General features: G+C 62.0%; 20 protein-coding genes. 10 read left to right on the top strand and 10 right to left on the bottom strand.

Translation table 11 applies throughout. The features are described from left to right. The 6 genes from QZ564_RS16175 to phoB all read left to right on the top strand — a co-directional run. Positions 1 to 336: substrate-binding domain-containing protein (locus tag QZ564_RS16175; protein ID WP_297112184.1), on the top strand; the 336-nt coding region annotated here is incomplete at its 5' end. Between the two features lie 107 nt (positions 337 to 443). Continuing rightward, positions 444 to 1,820: a phosphate ABC transporter permease subunit PstC gene (pstC, locus tag QZ564_RS16170; RefSeq protein WP_297112182.1), complete on the top strand. Its 1,377-nt coding sequence runs from the start codon at positions 444 to 446 to the stop codon at positions 1,818 to 1,820. A gap of 2 nt (positions 1,821 to 1,822) precedes the next feature. Further along, the gene (gene pstA, locus QZ564_RS16165) at positions 1,823 to 3,184 is read left to right on the top strand and encodes a phosphate ABC transporter permease PstA (protein ID WP_297112180.1); all 1,362 of its coding nucleotides are present in this window, start codon (positions 1,823 to 1,825) and stop codon (positions 3,182 to 3,184) included. 66 nt (positions 3,185 to 3,250) lie between these two features. After that, complete coding sequence (gene pstB, locus QZ564_RS16160) at positions 3,251 to 4,033, top strand: phosphate ABC transporter ATP-binding protein PstB (protein ID WP_297112186.1); 783 nt, start codon at positions 3,251 to 3,253, stop codon at positions 4,031 to 4,033. Between the two features lie 26 nt (positions 4,034 to 4,059). Beyond that, on the top strand, positions 4,060 to 4,770 hold the full coding sequence (phoU, locus tag QZ564_RS16155) for a phosphate signaling complex protein PhoU (RefSeq protein ID WP_297112178.1): 711 nt from the start codon (positions 4,060 to 4,062) through the stop codon (positions 4,768 to 4,770). A 114-nt stretch (positions 4,771 to 4,884) separates the two neighbouring features. After that, positions 4,885 to 5,586, top strand: a complete 702-nt coding sequence (gene phoB / locus QZ564_RS16150) for a phosphate regulon transcriptional regulator PhoB (protein WP_297112177.1) — start codon at positions 4,885 to 4,887, stop codon at positions 5,584 to 5,586. A 70-nt stretch (positions 5,587 to 5,656) separates the two neighbouring features. Here the strand turns inward: phoB and QZ564_RS16145 are convergent, their stop codons facing one another. After that, a complete protein-coding gene (locus tag QZ564_RS16145; protein WP_297112176.1) occupies positions 5,657 to 7,096 on the bottom strand; it encodes an aldehyde dehydrogenase family protein in 1,440 nt (479 codons plus the stop codon). 47 nt (positions 7,097 to 7,143) lie between these two features. Then, on the bottom strand, positions 7,144 to 8,289 hold the full coding sequence (locus tag QZ564_RS16140) for a fumarylacetoacetate hydrolase family protein (RefSeq protein ID WP_297112175.1): 1,146 nt from the start codon (positions 8,287 to 8,289) through the stop codon (positions 7,144 to 7,146). Positions 8,290 to 8,474: 185 nt separating this feature from the next. Between QZ564_RS16140 and QZ564_RS16135 the strand changes: the two genes are divergently transcribed. Then, complete coding sequence (locus QZ564_RS16135) at positions 8,475 to 9,191, top strand: SIMPL domain-containing protein (RefSeq protein WP_297112174.1); 717 nt, start codon at positions 8,475 to 8,477, stop codon at positions 9,189 to 9,191. A 295-nt stretch (positions 9,192 to 9,486) separates the two neighbouring features. Here QZ564_RS16135 and QZ564_RS16130 read toward each other — a convergent pair whose 3' ends face one another. Next, positions 9,487 to 10,317, bottom strand: coding sequence for a sulfite exporter TauE/SafE family protein (locus QZ564_RS16130; RefSeq protein WP_297112173.1), 831 nt, complete (start codon positions 10,315 to 10,317; stop codon positions 9,487 to 9,489). A gap of 3 nt (positions 10,318 to 10,320) precedes the next feature. Next, positions 10,321 to 10,740 carry a secondary thiamine-phosphate synthase enzyme YjbQ gene (locus QZ564_RS16125; RefSeq protein WP_297112172.1) on the bottom strand — a complete coding sequence of 140 codons (420 nt, stop codon included), beginning with the start codon at positions 10,738 to 10,740 and terminating at the stop codon, positions 10,321 to 10,323. Positions 10,741 to 10,998: 258 nt separating this feature from the next. Here QZ564_RS16125 and QZ564_RS16120 point away from each other — a divergent pair, with 258 nt between their 5' ends. From QZ564_RS16120 to QZ564_RS16110, 3 genes are all read left to right on the top strand, one after another. After that, positions 10,999 to 13,209: an OmpA family protein gene (locus QZ564_RS16120; RefSeq protein ID WP_297112171.1), complete on the top strand. Its 2,211-nt coding sequence runs from the start codon at positions 10,999 to 11,001 to the stop codon at positions 13,207 to 13,209. A 261-nt stretch (positions 13,210 to 13,470) separates the two neighbouring features. Next, positions 13,471 to 13,875, top strand: coding sequence for a hypothetical protein (locus QZ564_RS16115; RefSeq protein WP_297112170.1), 405 nt, complete (start codon positions 13,471 to 13,473; stop codon positions 13,873 to 13,875). A 153-nt stretch (positions 13,876 to 14,028) separates the two neighbouring features. Next, positions 14,029 to 14,715: a tellurite resistance TerB family protein gene (locus tag QZ564_RS16110; RefSeq protein ID WP_297112169.1), complete on the top strand. Its 687-nt coding sequence runs from the start codon at positions 14,029 to 14,031 to the stop codon at positions 14,713 to 14,715. A gap of 156 nt (positions 14,716 to 14,871) precedes the next feature. On the opposite strand, the gene QZ564_RS16105 is transcribed toward QZ564_RS16110, so the two are convergent. The 6 genes from QZ564_RS16105 to rpoD all read right to left on the bottom strand — a co-directional run bounded on the left by QZ564_RS16105 (position 14,872) and on the right by rpoD (position 19,239). Next, positions 14,872 to 15,624, bottom strand: a complete 753-nt coding sequence (locus tag QZ564_RS16105; RefSeq protein ID WP_297112168.1) for a carbonic anhydrase family protein — start codon at positions 15,622 to 15,624, stop codon at positions 14,872 to 14,874. A gap of 206 nt (positions 15,625 to 15,830) precedes the next feature. Next, a complete protein-coding gene (queF, locus tag QZ564_RS16100; RefSeq protein WP_297112167.1) occupies positions 15,831 to 16,283 on the bottom strand; it encodes a preQ(1) synthase in 453 nt (150 codons plus the stop codon). A gap of 4 nt (positions 16,284 to 16,287) precedes the next feature. Further along, positions 16,288 to 16,509: a hypothetical protein gene (locus QZ564_RS16095; RefSeq protein WP_297112166.1), complete on the bottom strand. Its 222-nt coding sequence runs from the start codon at positions 16,507 to 16,509 to the stop codon at positions 16,288 to 16,290. A 75-nt stretch (positions 16,510 to 16,584) separates the two neighbouring features. Then, a complete protein-coding gene (locus tag QZ564_RS16090; RefSeq protein WP_297112165.1) occupies positions 16,585 to 16,872 on the bottom strand; it encodes an HlyU family transcriptional regulator in 288 nt (95 codons plus the stop codon). Further along, entirely contained in the window at positions 16,872 to 17,177 is a 306-nt protein-coding gene (locus tag QZ564_RS16085) for a DUF2442 domain-containing protein (RefSeq protein ID WP_297112164.1), read from the bottom strand. Before QZ564_RS16085 ends, QZ564_RS16090 begins: the two co-directional genes overlap by 1 nt. Positions 17,178 to 17,187: 10 nt before the next feature. Next, on the bottom strand, positions 17,188 to 19,239 hold the full coding sequence (rpoD, locus tag QZ564_RS16080; protein WP_297112163.1) for an RNA polymerase sigma factor RpoD: 2,052 nt from the start codon (positions 19,237 to 19,239) through the stop codon (positions 17,188 to 17,190). Positions 19,240 to 19,493: the final 254 nt, after the last annotated feature.

The raw sequence follows: 19,493 nt of genomic DNA, 5'->3' as shown, positions 1-19,493 counted from the left end.
CTGCAGTCGAACCCGGAAGCCGTTGGCGTGTTCGGCCTGTCGTTCTACGACCAGAACCGCGACACCCTCAAGGTTGCTACCGTCTCGGGCGTTGTGCCGAGCCTGGACACCATCGCTGCCGGTGACTACCCGGTCTCGCGTCCGCTCCAGTTCTACGTCAAGGGCGCCCATATCGGCGTGATCCCGGGCATCGAAGACTACGTTGCCTTCTTCCTGTCCGAGCAGATGGCTGGTGCCGGTGGCACCCTGGAAGCTGCTGGTCTGGTTCCGGCCTCCAGCGAATTCCTCGCTGGCCAGCTCGAAGCCTTCAATAACGCCAAACAGTACACCCGCTAAGCGGTACTGCTCTCAGGAGGACCCCGGCTTGACCGGGGTTCTCCAAAAAGCATTCCAAATACGCGCCAGGGTATCAGGCCCGGCACACCAGGAAGGATAGCTTCGTCGTGAACGCCCTCGTTATCGCAGCCCTGCTCCTGGTGCTCCTGACAGTGTCCTATCAAGTCGGTTGGTCACGCAGCCGCAAGCTTGCCGACGGCAAGGACACCCGGCTCCATTCGCGTCCGATCTATCATGGCGTCCTGGCCGCGCTCTTTGCCGTCCTGCCTGCCATCGTCATTCTGGGCCTGTGGGCGCTGTTCAGCCAGTCGGTAACCAATAGCTTCATCCTGGCGCAGCTGCCCGCGGAAGTCGCGCAGCAACAGCCATTCGAGGTCCAGGCCGCCATTTCGCGCGTGCAGGCCATCGCCTCCGGTTATGGCGTCATCGGCGAGCCGACCCCGGCAGAGGCCGCCGCGGCCAGCGCCTATGCCTCCTTCCAGCAACTCTCTTTCCTCGGTGTGATCGCCGCGGCCGCGGCCCTTGGCGCCGGCGGCCTGTTCTGGGCCCAGCGCCGCATCGCGCCACGCCTGCGCGCCCGGTCCGAGGTGGAAGTGTTTGTGCGCCTCGCCCTGATCGCCTGTTCCACTGTGGCCATCCTGACCACACTGGGCATCGTGCTCTCTCTGCTCAGCGATGCGCTGCGCTTCTTCAGCTTCATCAACCCGCTCGATTTCTTCTTCGGCACCACCTGGAACCCGCGTTTCCAGAGCACCGGCTCGGGCTCGGCTGGTGAATATGGCCTGCTGCCACTGCTCTGGGGCACGGTGATGATTTCCATTATCGCCATGCTGGTCGCTGTTCCCATCGGCCTGATGTCGGCGATTTATCTCTCGCAGTATGCCCATGAGCGGGTACGCGGTGTGGTCAAGCCGATTATTGAAATATTGGCTGGCATTCCCACTATCGTCTACGGCTTCTTTGCCTTGGTTACCGTCGGCCCATTCCTCTCGGGTCTGGGAGATCTCGTAGGGATCGATATTCGCGCCACTAGCGCCCTCACCGCCGGTATCGTGATGGGCATCATGATTATCCCCTTCATTTCTTCGCTCAGCGACGACATTCTGGGGCAGGTGCCGCGCGCCATGCGCGACGGTTCGCTGGGCCTTGGCGCCACCCAGTCCGAAACCATCCGCAAGGTGCTGCTGCCCGCCGCCCTGCCCGGCGTCGTCGGCGCTGTGCTACTCGCGGTCAGCCGTGCCATCGGCGAAACCATGATCGTGGTGCTGGCCGCCGGCAATAGCCCGGTGCTGCGTGCTAACCCTGCCGAACCGACCTCAACTGTTACCGTCAGTATCGTCAACCAGCTCACTGGTGACGCCGACTTTACCAGCCCGCAATCGCTGGTCGCCTTTGCACTGGGTCTCACCCTCTTCGCCATGACATTGCTGCTCAACGTCCTGGCGCTCTACATCGTCCGCAAGTTCAGGGAGCAATACGAATAGCCATGACTGATACCGTGCTCCCTGGCGCCTCGGCTGGCGCACAAAATCGCGACCAGGTTCGCAAGAGCCTGACCCGTCGTCACCGCAATGAAGCGCTGTTCCGCTGGGCGGGTATCCTGTCCATCGCTGCCGCCCTTGGCTTCGTCGCCATCCTGTTCGGCATGATCCTGTCCAAGGGCCTGCCGTCCTTCTGGCAGTCGACCGTTCATGTCGAGGCCTATTTCGATCCTGAACTGATTGAGGGTGGCCCGCGTCCCGAACTGGCCGACTTTCCGTCACAGGCTGACTATCAGGAGGCCGTGAACAAGTGGCAGCGTGCCGTGACGCTCTCGAACTGGAACCGGATCGTCGAGACGGCTCTGCGTGCCGAAGCGCCGGACTTCGAGATTGAATCCCGCGACCTGCTTGAGCTGGTCAATTCGGCCGCCCGCTTCCAGCTGCGCGACATGTACTTTGCCAATTCCGACGTGCTTGGCCAGACCGTCCCCGTCTCCATACTGGCGTCCGCCAATACCGACAACTGGCTCAAGGGCACCATCAATCGCGATGCACCTGACGATCGCCAGCAGCTCGCGGCCACCACTCGGGCATTGGCCGACCAGTTTGAAGCCAACGGCACCATCAGCTTCGATTTTGCCTGGCACATCTTCACCAATGTCGACAGCCGCTCGGCACCTGCGACAGCGGGTCTGGCCGGCGCCTTCATGGGCTCGCTCTATATGATGATCGTGGTGATCGTCCTGGCCGTGCCAATCGGCGTGGCCAGTGCGGTCTACCTCGAGGAATTCGCACCCAAGAACCGCCTGACCGACCTGATCGAGGTCAACATCAACAATCTGGCGGCCGTGCCCTCCATCGTCTTCGGCCTGCTCGGCGCCGCCGTTTTCATTAATTATCTGGGCCTGCCCCGGTCCGCCCCGCTGGTGGGTGGCCTCGTGCTGACCCTGATGACCCTGCCCACCATCATCATCGCCACCCGTGCCGCCCTGCGTGCGGTGCCGCCATCGCTGCGCCAAGCCGCCCTTGGCCTAGGCGCCTCGCACAACCAGACCGTGTTCCACCATGTCCTGCCCATGACCTATCCGGGCGTCCTGACAGCGACGATCATCGGCGTCGCCCAGGCCCTTGGCGAAACCGCGCCCCTGCTGCTCATCGGCATGAGCGCTTTCATCGCCAATATCCCCGCAGGTCCGCTGGACTCGGCCACCGCCCTTCCGGTGCAGATCTATCTCTGGCAGGGTAACGAAAACCGCAATTTCTTCGAGGCGAGGACATCGGCGGCCATCATCGTGCTGCTGGGGCTTATGCTCCTGCTCAACGCCATCGCCATCTTCCTGCGTTCGCGCCTCGAAAAGCGCGCTTAAGGAGACACCCAAATGGACGTTCTCGCCGGCAAGGTTAAAGTGACCTCAAAGACTCTGGATCAGACCATGAACCCCGCTGAACTGATGGATCACCCCATCCGCCTCACCGCGCGCGACGTCACCGTCCACTACGGAGAAAAGCAGGCGCTGCATGGCATCTCCATCGACATTCCTGATCGTGCCGTCACCGCTTTTATCGGTCCTTCGGGCTGCGGCAAGTCGACGTTCCTGCGCTGCATCAACCGCATGAACGACACCATTGAAGGGGCCAAGGTCGGTGGCAAGATCGAGCTGGATGGGGAAGACATCTATTCGCCCGATCTCGACGTGGTCGAGCTGCGCGCCCGCGTCGGCATGGTGTTCCAGAAGCCCAACCCCTTCCCCAAGTCGATCTATGACAACGTGGCCTATGGGCCGCGCATTCATGGCCTGGCCAAGTCCAAGGCCGACCTGGACGAAATCGTCATTTCCTCGCTGCGCAAGGCGGGCCTGTTCGAAGAGGTCAAGGATCGGCTCAGCGAACCCGGCACCGGTCTTTCCGGCGGTCAGCAGCAGCGTCTCTGTATTGCCCGCGCGATCGCCGTTGGCCCCGAAGTCATCCTGATGGACGAACCCTGCTCGGCGCTTGACCCGATCGCAACCGCCATCATCGAAGAGCTGATCGACGAACTGCGCGAAAATTACACCATCGTCATCGTCACCCACTCCATGCAGCAGGCCGCCCGCGTCAGCCAGAAGACCGCCTTCTTCCATCTGGGCAATCTCATCGAGCATGGTGACACCGAAGAGATCTTCACCAACCCGGTGAACAAGCAGACCCAGGACTACATCATGGGCCGTATAGGCTAAGGCCAGCGGGACGAGGAAACATAACCATGCCCAATACCGGCACCGACCACATCGTCACTTCGTACAACGAAGAACTGCTGTCTCTCGCCCAGGCGATCGCCGAAATGGGCGGTCAGGTCGAAGTCGCCATCGAGAACGGTACGCGCGCGCTTCTCAAGCTCGACCGCGAATTGGCGGACCTCACCATCATCGCCGACCAGCGCATCGACGACATGCAGCGCCACATCGACGACATGGCCGTCTCCATGATCGCCCGCCGCCAGCCCATGGCCAGCGATCTGCGCTCGATCATCACCGCGATCCACGTCGCCTCCGACCTCGAACGCATTGGCGACATGGCCAAGCAACTTGCCCGTCGCTCGCTCAAGCTCGAAGGCCTCAACCTGCAGCCGACCTTCTATAATGGCGTCAAGAACATGACCGCCCTGGTTCTGCGGCAGGTCAAGGACGCGTTGGACGCCTACGGCAATCGCGAAGAGGCCGCCTCGATCGAAGTGTGCAATCGCGACGACGAGGTGGACGCCATGTATACCTCGCTCTTCCGCGAATTGCTCACCTACATGCTGGAAGACCCACGCAACATCACCACCTGCACCCATCTGCTGTTCTGCGCCAAGAGCCTGGAACGCGTCGGCGATCACGCGACCAACATTGCCGAACGCGCCTATTATCTGGCCACCGGCAAGCAGCTCACCAGCGACGTGCAGGAGCTGCAGCGCCAGCAGATCAAGGCTTAGCCTGCGAACACTGCGCTCTTGGCCGCCCCCATCATGGGGAGGTGATGAGAGGGTGAAGCAAAGAACACTGAACTGACGGACGACCACAGTCGGTCTGATCGACGGAGCACATCCATGCCCGCCACTATTCTCGTGGTTGAAGACGAAGGCGATATCGCCATTCTGCTGCGTTACAATCTGGAAGCTGAAGGCTTCCGCGTGGTCACCGCCGAAAGTGGCGACGAGGCCCAGCATGCCATCGCCGAGAAGCTACCGGATCTAATCCTGCTGGATTGGATGCTGCCCGAGATCTCCGGCATCGAACTCTGCCGCCGGCTGCGCGCCCGCGAAGAGACAGCCCGCGTGCCGATCATCATGCTCACCGCCCGCGGCGAAGAAGAAGAGCGGGTGCGGGGCTTGTCCACCGGCGCTGACGACTATGTGGTAAAGCCGTTTTCAGTTCCCGAGTTGCTGGCCCGCATCCACGCCCTCTTGCGCCGCGCTAATCCCAATCTCGTCACCACCGCGCTCAAGGTCGGCGACCTCGAACTGGATCGCACGACCCACCGCGTTCGCCGCGCCAATCGCGACGTGCATCTGGGCCCGACAGAATATCGCCTGCTCGAGTATCTCATGCGTCATCCCGGTCGCGTCTATTCGCGCGAACAGCTCCTAGACGGCGTCTGGGGCAACGATGTCTATGTCGATGAACGCACCGTCGACGTTCATATCGGCCGCCTGCGCCGCGCCATCAATCGCGGCCGCGAAGCCGATCCCATCCGTACCGTCCGTGGGGCCGGCTACGCCTTCGACGAACGCTTCGCCGCCAACGCGTAAAGCCAACGACAGCGATGAAACGAAGAACGGGGCCCGAAGGCCCCGTTCTGATTTTCTGCGTCCGCTGCGCTCAGCCGGCCGCCGTATAGGCCGTCTTCACCACAGTGAAGAACTCGGCGGCATATTTGCCCTGCTCGCGCGGGCCATAGCTCGAGCCCTTGCGGCCGCCAAAGGGCACGTGGAAGTCAACGCCCGCGGTCGGGACATTGACCATCACCATGCCGGCCTCGGCATTGCGCTTGAAGTGCGTGGCATATTTCAGCGAGGTGGTGACGATACCGGCCGACAGGCCGAACTCGGTGTCATTGGCCGTCGCCAGCGCTTCCTCATAGTCCTTGACCTTAATGACGGCCGCCACCGGTCCGAAGATTTCCTCGCGAGCAATGCGCATCTGGTTGGTGGCGCCGACAAACAGGGCCGGCTGCAGGAAGTGACCTTCGGTCGGCGCATTGACGCGGTTGCCGCCAGCGCGCAGTTCAGCGCCTTCGCCCCGGCCGATGTCGATATAGTCCATGTCCTGCTTGAGCTGGCTTGGATCGACCACCGGACCGATTTCGGTGTCCTTGGCCAAGGCGTCGCCGACGCGCAAATTCTTGGTCCGCTCGCACAGAGCGTCCACGAACTTGTCGTGAATGCCTTCGGTCACGATCACGCGGCTCGAGGCCGTGCAGCGCTGGCCGGTGGAGAAAAAGGCCGACTGCGCCACCGTTTCCACTGCCACCTTGAGATCGGCATCGTCGAGGACGATGGTGGGGTTCTTGCCGCCCATTTCGAGCTGGAACTTGCGGCCATGCTCAATCGAGGCGGCAGCAACGCGCTTGCCGGTCCCCACCGAGCCGGTGAAACTGATGGCATTGACGTCCTTGCTATCCAGCATGGTCTGGCCAACTACCGAACCCTTGCCCATGACAAGGTTAACCACGCCCTTGGGCAGGCCGGCACGGACCAGAATGTCCACAATGGCCCAGGTCGAACCCGGCACCAGGTCGGCAGGCTTGATCACAACGGTGTTGCCATAGGCCAGGGCCGGCGCCATCTTCCAGGCCGGAATGGCGATGGGGAAATTCCAGGGCGTGATGATGCCGATGACGCCGATCGGTTCGCGGGTGATTTCCACGCCAACGCCCGGCCGCACCGAGGGCAGCACTTCGCCCGAAAGGCGCAGCACTTCACCGGCGAAGAAGTCAAAAATCTGTGCGGCGCGGGTCACCTCGCCAATGCCTTCGGGCAGGGTCTTGCCCTCTTCGCGGCTCAAGAGTTCACCCAGTTCCTGCTTGCGGGCAGTGATCTCGTCGGCGGTCTTCCTGAGGATCGCGTGGCGCTCGAGAATGCCCGAGCGCGACCAGGCCGGGAATGCGGCCTTGGCTGCAGCAATGGCCTGCTTGGTCTCCTCGACCGTGGCGCGGGCATAGACGCCCACCACTTCATTGATGTTGGACGGGTTGATGTTCTCCACACCATCCGAGCCGACCCATTCGCCGTCGATCAGGTTCTTGTGCAATTGCGTCATGGAAAGGCCTTTCGATTGTGCGCTGAGAGAGGATGAACAGCGCGTAACTAGAGGAGGCTGGCGCGCGCGAGGTCGCGCAGCAGATGGCTGGTGCCATAGGTCCAGGGCGGACACTTCGTCGAGAGATTGACCCGATTGGTGAGCCTACCCAGGCTCGGTGTCGAAATGGAGACGGTATCGCCGAGCTTGTGGGTGAAACCCTTCCCGGCGCCGTCCCGATCCTTGACCGGGGCGAACATGGTGCCCAGATAAAGCACCAGCCCGTCGGGATATTGGTGATGTGCACCAACGGTCGCTGCCACCAGGGACTCCGGTGTCCGCGAAATCTGCGCCATGTTCGATTGGCCTTCGAGCACAAAGCCATCCGTGCCTTCCACCCGCAGCGCAATTTCCGACTGCTTGATGGTTTCGAGCGTGAAATCACCATCGAATAGCCGCACAAACGGCCCCAGGGAAGCCGAGGCGTTGTTGTCCTTGGCCTTGCCCAGCAGCAGCGCCGATCGGCCCTCGACGTCGCGCAGATTGACGTCATTGCCCAGGGTCGCGCCGATAATGTCGCCCGTGCTGGTCACCAGCAGGGCCACTTCGGGCTCAGGATTGTTCCAGTTCGAAATCGGGTGCAGGCCGACCTCGGCGCCGTGACCCACCGCACTCATCGGCTGGCCCTTGGTGAAAATCTCGGCGTCCGGACCGATACCCACTTCCAGATACTGGCTCCAAACGCCCTTTTCGATCAGCGCCGCCTTGACCTTCATGGCCGCATCCGAGCCCGGCACCAATTGACTAAGATCAGTGCCGATCAGGTCGAGAATTTCGCTGCGCAAAGCATCGGCGCGCGAATTGTCACCCCGCGCCTGCTCTTCGATCACGCGCTCCAGCAGCGAGACAACGAAGGTTACGCCCGATGCCTTGAGCGCCTGGAGGTCGACCGGAGAAAGCAGGCGCGAAAGGTCCGGCCGGCCTGCCGCCGCATTGGCCATGACCACATCAATTTCACCGACAGCCCGGCCCGGAGCTGTCTTCACATGCTCTGCCGCCCGACCGCTCTCCGCAATGTCCCGGACTGTGGCCATGCCGCGGGCGGTGATATCAACCAGTTGGCCGTCACGAACGGTTACGATGCGGGGATAGTCAAAGCCCTCAAGGATCGCGCGGCCCAGCAAAACGCCATCTGGAAGGTCGTTTACGGTCATGATCCGCCCCCTGAATGCTAGACTTTGACGAGCCCGGCAACAGGGCCGAGCGCAAGCACCGCCCCATATAAGTCATACTAATCAGCATGACCAGCCCCCTTCGTTCAACTGCGGTTCATGTGCGCCGCAATACTGACGCATTGGGCCGGGACATCTCGACCCTGCACAGATTCAAGGAGTTTTCCATGCGTGCCCTCAGCGTCCTCATTCCTTTTGCTCTTATTGCCTCTACCCTTCCCGCCTATGCCGGCACAATTTCCATTGAGGGGCGCGGCGAAGTGCGTGCGGCCCCGGACATGGCCACCATCAACTCCGGCGTGACCACGCAGGGCGCGACCGCACGTGAAGCCCTCGACGCCAATACGGCCGCCATGACCAACCTCATCGACGCCCTCAAGGAGGCTGGCATTGAGGCGCGCGATATCCAGACCTCGGGCTTCTCGGTCAATCCCAACTATGTCTATTCCGATGCCCGTGACGATCTGGGCTATTCCCTACCGCCCAAGATCAACGGTTATCAGGTCTCCAACAACGTGACCGTTGTGGTGCGGGACCTGGCGGAACTGGGCGCCATCCTCGACAGATCGGTCACCGTTGGCGCCAATACCGTCAATGGCGTGAGCTTCTCGGTGGCCGACCCGTCTGAACTACTGAACGAGGCGCGTCGCCAGGCCTTTGCCGACGCGCGCGAAAAGGCCGAACTCTATGCTGGTGTCGCAAATGCCACACTGGGCGATCTGGAATCGATTTCCGAGCGGCAGGACTTCAATGGCCCCCAGCCCTACCCCATGTATGCCCGGTCCGAGATGTCTGCGGCTGCCCCCGTTCCCGTTGAGGCGGGCGAAATGAGCTTCGCCATCACCGTCAATGTGTCGTGGGATTTGAACAACAGCGCCAATTAATCGGTGCACAAGCACGCGCTTTGCCATGTTTTGGCCAAACCCGAACGGCCAAACGCGCGTTGTCTTTCATCAGGGATCGGTCGCGCAATCGACCCGTCCATGAGTCACCCGATCCCCTCGTCGAGGGGGCTTGGGCGGTGGGGGCGGTTCCACCGTAGTCACTCCGTCCCCACCAACCCCAAACCGGGCGGCTATGCCGCAAAATCTGTCCAGTGGAGCGATTTTAGGTTTGGGGGCCATGAGAGCTGCGCTCGAATGGCATGCTCGGTGCCAGAGTCTTTACCCCGCTGCCCAACTACCCCATCACCACCTTCCACAGCATATTCAGCCCGACGGCCACCAGAAACAGCGCGAACACATATTTCAGCGTCTTCTGGTCCAGCCGGTGCGCCAGCGCAGCGCCCAGGGGTGCACACAGCGCCGCGAGCACGCCCACAAGTGCCAGCGCCAGGAGGTTGATATAGCCGATGCTGAGCGGCGGGAGGCCTTCGACACCCCAGCCGGAGATGAGAAATCCGGCTGTACCCGAAACGGCGATCGCCACGCCGATCGCGGCCGAAGTCCCCACGGCCTTGTGCATCGTGTCGCCGAACGCCACCAGGGTCGGCACGGTCAGCGAGCCTCCGCCAATGCCCATGAGCGAAGAAATATAGCCGACCACCAGCGCTGAAATGCGATGGGTGAGGCTGGACCCTTTCAAATGTCCCATCAACCTGGTCTGGAAGCCAAAGACGATATTGGCCGCGATTACAAAGGCCATGACCGCAAAGACTATGCGCAGCACATCGCCAGAATACCAGCCGGCCATCAGCCCGCCGACAAAGGTTCCCAGCACAATGAATGGCGCCCAGAGTTTCAGCACGGTCAGGTCCAGCGCACCGCGCTTGTGATGCGCCCGCGCACTCATGATGCCGGTGGGGATAATGATGGCCAGTGAGGTGCCCACCGCCACATGCTGCACCACCTCTGCGTCATAGCCCATCAGCAGCAGCGCATTTGCCAGCGCCGGCACAATGACCGCCCCCCCGCCAATACCCAGCAGGCCGGCCGCGATGCCCGAAACGACCCCGGTCGCGAGCAATCCGATCACAAAGGGCCAATAGCCCGCCAAAACGCCCCAATCCATTTCTCAGCCCCCAATGATATGGAACACCAGCTCGCGCCGATGTGGCCGCCGCCTGTGTTCAAATAGATAAAGTCCCTGCCATGTCCCCAATGCCGGGTGCCCCTCGATCACCGGGATGCCGATGGAGGTTTGGGTCAGCGCGGCCCTGATATGGGCCGGCATGTCATCCGGACCTTCAGTGGTGTGCACCAGCCAGTCCATGCCTTCGGGCACCAGGCGCCGAAAAAATCCGAGCATGTCGGTCTGCACATCCGGATCAGCGTTTTCCTGGATCAACAGCGAACATGAAGTATGCCGCACATAGGCGGTCACGAGGCCGGTCTCTACGGACGCGCTGCTCACAAAGGCCCTCAGGCTCCGCGTGATCTCATAGAGCCCCGGTCCTTCGGTATCGACTCGTATGCTGTCAATCGACTGGTGCATGATGCGGGCCTAGCACGGCTTTGCCTGGCCCGGAAAGCCGGGCGCGCGCCAAACCGTCCGCTCCGCCGCATTGGCGCCGCAATGGCACTGGCCATTGGTGCCGGTCCCACAAAGGGAACCCAACGCATAAGCCCGGCGTTCTGGGCGATGCGGGGCCTGCCGGCCATTTTCGGAGATCCTGATGACCGTTCATTTGGCGTTCAGGATCGGCCCCCAATGCTCGGCAGGAAGTGTTTCAGACACAAAAGGATAAGAACAATGCGCCTCAAGACCTGGCTCCTCACCGGAACCAGCATCGGCCTTCTGGCCTTTGCGCCAATCTCGGCCAACGCCCAGGACGCCGAACTGCAATCCGCCTATCAGGCCTATCTCCAGGCCCAGGCATCTGGCGATGCCGCCGCTCTCGAAACGGCTCAGACCGCGCTGACGGAAATGTGCATCGTGGGTGGTTATGCGAGCCTGGAAGAATGCATTGCCGCGCTCGAAGCAAGTGTGGCACCGGCCGCGGAAGAAGAGGTTGCGCCGGTTGAGGAACCGGCAATGGAAGCCCCCGCCGAGGAACCGGCTCCTGCAGAAGAGCCGGTCATCGAAGAACCGGCCCCTGCACAAGAGCCTGTCGCAGAAGAAGAACGCGCCCCCGAACAGCCTGCTCCGGAGGAACCGGCAGCCGAACCCGCCCCCGTTCAGGAAGAACCCGTTGCTGAGCAACCTGTCGCCGACGAACCGGTGGTGGAAGAGGCCCCGGCTGAACAGCCTGCTGTCGAGGAGCCCGCTCCGGCCCAAGACGAGCCGGTAGCCGAGGAGGCGCCCGCAGTCGAAGAGCCTGTCGCCGAGGAACAGGCTACGCCGGCAGATGACATGCCGGTCGAGGACCCAGCGATGGAAGTCGAGGCGGGCATCGAAGCTCAGCTCGCAGCACAGGTCGACGCCTATAACACAGCGGTAGCTGAACTGGCCGCCGGCAATGCCGACGCACAAACACGCATTGACGCCGCCTATGCAGAAATCACCGCGATCTGCTCGGCCATCGGCTATGCCGATATCGAAGCCTGCCTTGCCGAGTTTGGCCTGGAGCTTGCACCCCTTCCCGAGGAGAACACGGCGCCTGAGGAAGCTCAGCCCGCAGCTCCGATGCCGGGCGATGAGCAGCCTGCCCCTGTCGAAGAAAACACCGCTGAGGGTGAGCCTGCCGAAATGGTCGAGGAACTGCCCGAAGGCGTGACCGAGGAACAGATTGCCCCCGTGCTCGATAGCGCCAAGGACGAGGAAGCCGCGCCATCGGAAAGTGCCCAGCCGGTCGAGGGTGAGACTGCCGTCGAGGCGGATGCAGAAGCACAGGTTGAGGCCAGCGCCGAGGAGCCGGCTGCCCCGCCTCCCGCCACGGACGAAGAGGCACAGTCCGAGGCTATCCGCACGCTCGCAGTCGAACCCCTTGCTGCTGTGACCGCGGAAGAGGGCGAAGCGGTCACTGCCGAGGAAAGTGCCACCGTCAACCAGACGATCGTCAACAACTACGTCACCAACATCACCACGACCGTGACTGGCGACAACAACACTGTCACCACCGGGTCCCAGCAGACCCCGGTCACCGTGGTCGAGGCGCCCGAAGTGCAGACGAGCACTGGCGACGCTTTCACCCAGCTGATCCTGCAGGTAGGGACTCAGCTCATCGTCAATTCCGTCGGGCTGGATACGGACCGCTTCTACGACCCGCAGGAAGACGAAATCTACTATGAGCGGTTGAGCAATGACCGCGTCCGTGAGGTGATCACCCGTCCCGACGGCACCCAGATCGTCACCGTGCGCAATCGCAATGGCGATATCCTGCGCCGGTCGCGGATCACCCCGGATGGCCGCGAATACGTGCTCGCCTATTTTGACGACCGCTACTACGACGATCTCGCCCAATGGCGTGACCCGGCCGAAGACTTGCCGCCGCTCCGTCTCAACATCCCTGTGCGGGAATATGTGCTGGACGCCAGCTATGCCGACGAGGATGAGCTTGAAGTCTTCTTCAGCCAGCCACCGGTGGAACAGGTCGCCCGCCTCTACTCGATCGACGAGGTCAAGCGCTCGGCTCGCCTGCGTGACAGTGTGCGGCGCCTTGAGGTCGGCAACCTCACCTTCGATACGGGCGCTGCCACCATTGGACGTGACCAGGTCCGGGCCCTCTCCGGCGTCGCCAACGCCATGCTGGCCCTCTTGGAGCGTAACCCCAACGAAACGTTCCTGATCGAAGGTCACACCGACGCGGTCGGCTCCGACATCTCCAATCTGCGCCTGTCGGACCTGCGCGCGGCGACCGTGGCACGCGTCCTGACCGACTTCTACGGCGTGCCGCCCGAGAACCTGGCAACCCAGGGCTATGGCGAGCGCTACCTCAAGATTCGGACCGAAGCGGCCGAGCGGGAAAACCGTCGCGTCACCATCCGCCGTATCACCCCGCTGATCACCGTCGCTTCGCGCTGATCCAGTCACTTAAGAACGAATGCAAGGCCGGGCCCTGCGCCCGGCCTTTTCATTGCCACCCGGGCGGCGCGCGCACCGATGACGAAATCTTGAAAAAGCCACAAAGATTCCGCGGCAACCAACCAAGTCATTGCCGCCTAAACTATTGTCCAAAAAGAGATTATTTTCGCTCTAAAGATTCTTTTGCGCCCTATCACAACCTCGGGAACTCTCCATCGGAGGCCGCGTTTATTAGCCAGCGTTGAAACATAGGAGCGAATGATGGCTACCCCCGAACGCGATACTGTCTACACCCGTGACGGCAACCGTACCGTCTATACCCGTGAGAGCAATGGTACCGGCTGGTTCGTCGGCATCATCGTTGCTCTGGCCCTGCTGGCCATTGGTTATCTTGTCTTCTCCGCCAATTCCGGCCCGTCCACCACTGTGGATGTGAATGGCGTCCCGGCGACTGAAGCTCCAATGAGCGACCCAGCCATGGCACCCGCACCCATGACCGAGGCGCCGGCGGTTGAAACCGCTCCGGCTCCGGCCACGGAAGCTCCGGTGACTGACGCAGCGCCAATGACCGAAGCGGCCCCTGCTGCCGAACCGGCCGCTCCCGCTGACGCCCCGGCCGAAACCGAGCTGGCCCCGGCCGCTGAACCGGCCGCCCCGGCCAACTAAGTTCAGCTCCCCCGGCCTTGGCCCCTCCCTCCAAGGCCAAAAAGGGACCCCGGTTTCGAACCGGGGTCTTTTTTGCCATTACAAATCGGTCATCAAGCTTGCCAAGATCACGGCCTGCCACCATCTGCTTTGAAACGATGGAGGGAGCCGCCCGTGTTCAATATCGACCAAATCCTCAAGACCCTGCAGACCGATCAGAATGCACAGAGGACGGCCATGACCGGCGCCGCTGGCCTCGCCGCCGGCATGCTGCTGTCGGGCGGCAAGCCCGGCAAGCTCCTGGGCAATGCCATGAAGGCCGGCGCCCTGGCAGCTGTCGGCGGTCTCGCCTACAAGGCCTGGCAGAACCACCAGCAGAACCAGGCCAACACCGCGCCGCCAGCGCGCGAAGACGCCTTCATTCCTGCGCCTTCCGAGACCGCGGCACGGGAAGAGCTCGGCAAATCACTGGTCCGGGCAATGATCGCCGCCGCCAAGGCCGATGGGCGCATCGATGCCGAGGAAAAGGAAGCGATCTTCGAAAAGCTCAAGACCATGCCTCTTTCGGCGGAGGAAAAAGCCTGGGTGTTCGATGAATTGTCGAGCCCGCTCGACATCAACGCGGTCGTCGCTCGCGCCGACACGCCAGAACACGCGGCGGAGATCTACGCCGCATCCCTCGTGGCCATCAGCGCTGATACCGCTGCAGAGCAGGCCTATCTCGAAGCTCTCGCCATCAAGCTCAAGCTCGATCCGGCGCTGGTTACCGAAATCCACCGCCAAGCCGGCGAGAAGGCACCCCAGCCCGCGCCAACACCGCCGTCCCCCTGGGCCTACACACCCAATATGAGCAACGTCTGAAAGCTGGGGCGTCCTCAGAAGAATTGGCAGTGGGCTTGCGCTACGGGCATGGACCGATGCTCGCCACGACCGTGAGTTCAAAGAGCCCCGGCGTTGTGGCCGGGGCTCCATCACGCATCCAAAGGCGCACCTGGACTCGGGCGTCCTAGATTGGTTCTACTGACTATCAACCAACACATAGCGGCGGTTCAGTGGCTGAACCGGCCGGGCGTTGTTTTGATAGTGGCTGGCAAACAGATCGATCTGCGCCTGGGTGACTTGCACGGGATCGGCATAGACATTCCAGGTTACAATCTGCGAACACGGCGGCGTGGTCAGCGAGCCCTCGTAGCGGAACGACTGATGGTCTGCCGGCAGGAGCCCACTGGGGTCGATAGCGTCCGTCAACGTCACCTCGTCGCCAACGGCGGGCCATGATACCTCCACGGTTTCGAACACGGGGTTGGAAGCGCCCGGCTCCAGCAGGGCACCGAGCACCAGCAGGTCACCGGCCTCGGACTTGTGTACGAAATGCACCTCCAGCGGATTGTGAGCGCCATCCACGGTGTGTTCGGACTCGTGGTGGAAGTGGAACTGCAGAAGATCGTAGCGAACTCCGTTCATTTCCACATATCCGCCATGGCCATTGGCGTTGACCTGCACCGTATGGCCGTTGTCCACGATTGTCGGAACAAAAGGCATCCAGTGCACCTCAGCCGGGCCGAAATCTGCCTTGAGGGCCTTGGCCGGCACGATGTCGACGGGCGATTGCTCATTGCCCACTGCGCATTCGGCAAACTCCGCCGAGATATCGCCCCAGTGACTGGGATCGCTCTCGCCCTCATATCCCCAGTGATGATCCTGGGCCGCCACAGGTACGCAAGCAGCCATGAGCGCCACGAGGCCAGCAACGATACGCTTGGAAGTCATGATAGTCCTCAGTTTTGTACCGGCGCGAAATGCACCACCCAGCCGGTACCCGTCCGAGCTCTTCGCGCCGCCGTTCACATCGGAACAGCGAGCGACAATCTGGCCTGCTTTGTGGCGCTTCCGTGTTGCCCAGATTACATGCCGGTAAGGAACCAGCGTTCCATCGGGAAGCTGCTATGCAACTGATGCAACCAGAATATTCTGCTCTAGCCCCGCCCGCGATAGGGCGGAACGCCCTGGTCGGGCAACCAGACATCGGCCGGCAGGGTACCGGTTTGCCAGAAGACATCGATGGGGATGCCACCGCGCGGATACCAGTAGCCGCCAATGCGCAGCCAGCGCGGCTTGATGGTCTCTACGATCCGCTTGGCAATGTCGATGGTACAGCCTTCATGAAAGGCGCCATGATTGCGGAACGAAGTCAGGAACAGCTTCAGCGATTTGCTTTCCACCAGATACTGGTCCGGCACATAGTCGATGACCAGATGCGCGAAATCCGGCTGTCCGGTGACGGGGCAGAGCGAGGTGAACTCAGGCGCCACATAGCGCGCGACATAATTCACGTCGGGATGCGGATTGGGCACCGGGTCGAGAACAGCGTCTTCAGGGCGCTGCGGTACACCCGCATCCTTGCCCAACTGCAGGGTCTCGCTGTTCATCCGACTATTTGCCCGAGCGCTTGATCGATTTGATGCCCAGCGGCGGGACGCCGGATTTTTCGGAGATCGCCAGGTCCTGTTCCATGATGGCAGTGCGCGCCGGCTCATCGCCATCCAGGCCTCCCAGCAGGCTGGCGTCGACCTTGCGATTGGAGCGCTGCGAGCCGTCTTCATAGACGACATCGAACATCACGAATTCAGTGCGGGCGGTCGGTTTTTTGGCCATTGCGGCCTCCTTTCAAACGTCAAACCGCGACCCAGAAGGGCTCGCGGTCGTCAACTCGGTTCAGTTCTGGCTCGATCAGCGGTAGATGTGGTCGCCCTGCTCATCGATGATCTGGCGGCCCTTGCTCAGCGCCAGCGCGACCAGGTCATCGCGGGAGCTCATCCTGTCGGCGCGGATGAAGCGATAGGTCTTGAGCTCGCCCCCTACATCCTTCTCGATCAGCCCCGCCAGTTGCAGTTCGCTCCCGGCCTTCATCTCGATGGCCTTGATCTGGAACCCTTTGTAGCTCTCTTCGCCCAGAACCTTGTCGCCAGCCGGCTCCGAGGCCGATCCACCGCCAAACAGTTTCTTCAAGAACGACATCATGAGCCTCCCGCCTGTCCTGTTCTGCGCGCCGGCCGGGGTCGCTCCAGCTCACCGCGCTTGTCCATCTCCTCCTGCAGCCAAAGCGGCGAGATGTCAAAATAGTTCGGCCAGATCGGCTTGCCATTCACCAGGTCAACCTTGGCGAAATAGGCACGGTCGCGCAGGGGTTCGGTCCCCTCACCCCGTTCCGCCAGCATCGGAGCCGCATTGAACGTGCCCCAAGTGCCGTCGGAGAAAGTCACCACCAGCTTGAACGGAATGGCGGTGCGCAGGGAGGTGAGCCTGAGGGCAGAGGCAGCCACTGGACTGCCCCTAATTGTCCAGGAAGCTCCGCAGCTTGCGCGACCGGCTCGGGTGCTTGAGCTTGCGCAGCGCCTTGGCTTCGATCTGGCGGATACGTTCGCGGGTCACCGAGAACTGCTGGCCCACTTCCTCGAGCGTATGGTCGGTGTTCATGCCGATACCGAAGCGCATGCGCAGCACGCGCTCTTCGCGCGGGGTTAGCGAGGCCAGGACGCGGGTCGTCGTCTCGCGCAGGTTGGACTGGATCGCCGCATCGATCGGCTGCACCGCATTGGCGTCCTGGATGAAATCCCCGAGGTTGGAATCTTCCTCGTCGCCGATCGGCGTTTCGAGCGAGATCGGCTCCTTGGCGATCTTGAGAACCTTGCGCACCTTGTCGAGCGGCATCTGCAGCTTTTCGCTGAGCTCTTCGGGCGTCGGCTCGCGACCGATTTCATGCAGCATCTGGCGGCTGGTGCGGACGATCTTGTTGATCGTCTCGATCATGTGCACCGGAATACGGATGGTGCGCGCCTGGTCGGCGATCGAGCGGGTGATCGCCTGGCGAATCCACCAGGTTGCATAGGTCGAGAACTTGTAGCCGCGGCGATACTCGAACTTATCGACGGCTTTCATCAGGCCGATATTACCCTCCTGGATCAGGTCCAGGAACTGCAGGCCGCGGTTGGTGTACTTCTTGGCGATCGAGATCACGAGGCGCAAATTGGCCTCGACCATTTCCTTCTTGGCGATGGCCGCCTCGCGCTCGCCCTTCTGCACCTTGTGCACGATTCGGCGATACTCGCCGATATCCAGCCCAGCTTCAGTCGCCAGGGTGGCAATGTCGTTGCGGATTTCGGCAATGGTGTCGGTCTCGCGACGGGCAAATTCCGCCCAGCCCTTGCCTTCGAAACTTTCCAGCGACCATTCCCAGCTCGGATCGAGCTCGCGGCCGTAGTAGTTCTCGAGGAACTGCTCGCGCTTGACGCCATAGCTCTCGGCCAGGCGCAGGAGGCGGCCTTCCAGCCGCACCAGGCGCTTGTTGATGTCGTAGAGCTGCTCGACCAAGCTTTCGATACGGCCATTGTTGAGCGAGAGCGACTTGACGTCGGCTATCACCTCGGTGCGCAGCGCGCTGAGCTTGCTGCTTTCGGCTTCCGAGACCGTGGCAGTACGATCCTCGGCATGCCGGTCCTGCATCTCGCGCATCTGCCCATAGGCGGCGGCAATGCGGTCGAAGGTCTCCACCACCTGCGGCTTGAGCTCGGCTTCCATGGCCGAGAGCGACAAGGCGTTGTCGAACTCGTCGTCGTCATCCTCTACCGGGTCCTGCGGGGCTTCCGGCTCTTCAGGCACATAATCGTCATCGTCGCCCGAGCTGGCGCGCTTGGGCGCGGCCTTAGGCTTTTCCTTGACGGGTTCGGGCTCAGGCTTGGGGGCAACCTGCACTTCTGGAGCCGCCTGCTTGGCGTCGGGGCCGGCATAGGTGGCTTCCAGATCGATGATGTCGCGCAGCAGAATTTCGCCCTGGGCGAGCTGTTCGCGCCAGATGATGATAGCCTGGAAGGTCAGCGGGCTTTCACACAGCCCCTCGATCATGGTCTCGCGGCCGGCCTCAATGCGCTTGGCGATGGCGATCTCGCCCTCGCGGCTGAGCAGTTCCACAGAACCCATCTCGCGCAGATACATGCGCACCGGGTCATCGGTACGGTCCGAGCCCGATTTCGTGTTTGAGGTGTTGGCAACGGCAGTGCCGGACGAGGTGGCGACTTCGGTGCCGCTATCGTCCTCGTCCTTCTCAACCTCGGTCTCTTCGACCTCGTCCTCATCGACGACATTGATGCCCATTTCGGAGAACATGGACATGAAGTCTTCGATCTGCTCCGAACTCACCTCGTCCGAAGGCAGGACAGCGTTCAGCTCCTCATAGGTCACATAGCCGCGCTTCTTGGCGACCTTGATGAGCTTTTTGACGGCCGCATCGTTCTGATCGATCAAGGGGGAATCGTTGGAGGTCTCCGGGGCGCCGGTTTCCGGCTTTTCGGTTTCCTTCGAGGCTTTGTTCGCTGCCTTGGTGGCCATCTGGTACTCCTCGGGACCCATGGGCGGGTGGTCCCGGCTGTGTCTTAGGTGGTGACAACTCAAGACAAGGTAAAGGTTCCTTCACCGGACCGTTAACGCGGCCGCGTGAAGCTGGTCGCTTTCGGGGATTGTGACGGTGATTCGCCACAACGCAAAATCGCGCAGCGTCGCCAGTCCCTCGGGTTTCCCCTCAAAAACTGCGAGTTGCGCGTCCCGATAGCGAACCAAATCCTTCGATCAATGCCTCTGTGCCA

Source organism: uncultured Devosia sp., assembly GCF_913055165.1.
In the GTDB taxonomy this organism is placed as follows: Bacteria; Pseudomonadota; Alphaproteobacteria; order Rhizobiales; family Devosiaceae; genus Devosia.
The sequence above is the reverse complement of the archived record's forward strand: the minus strand, read 5'-3'. Positions and strand labels throughout refer to the sequence as shown.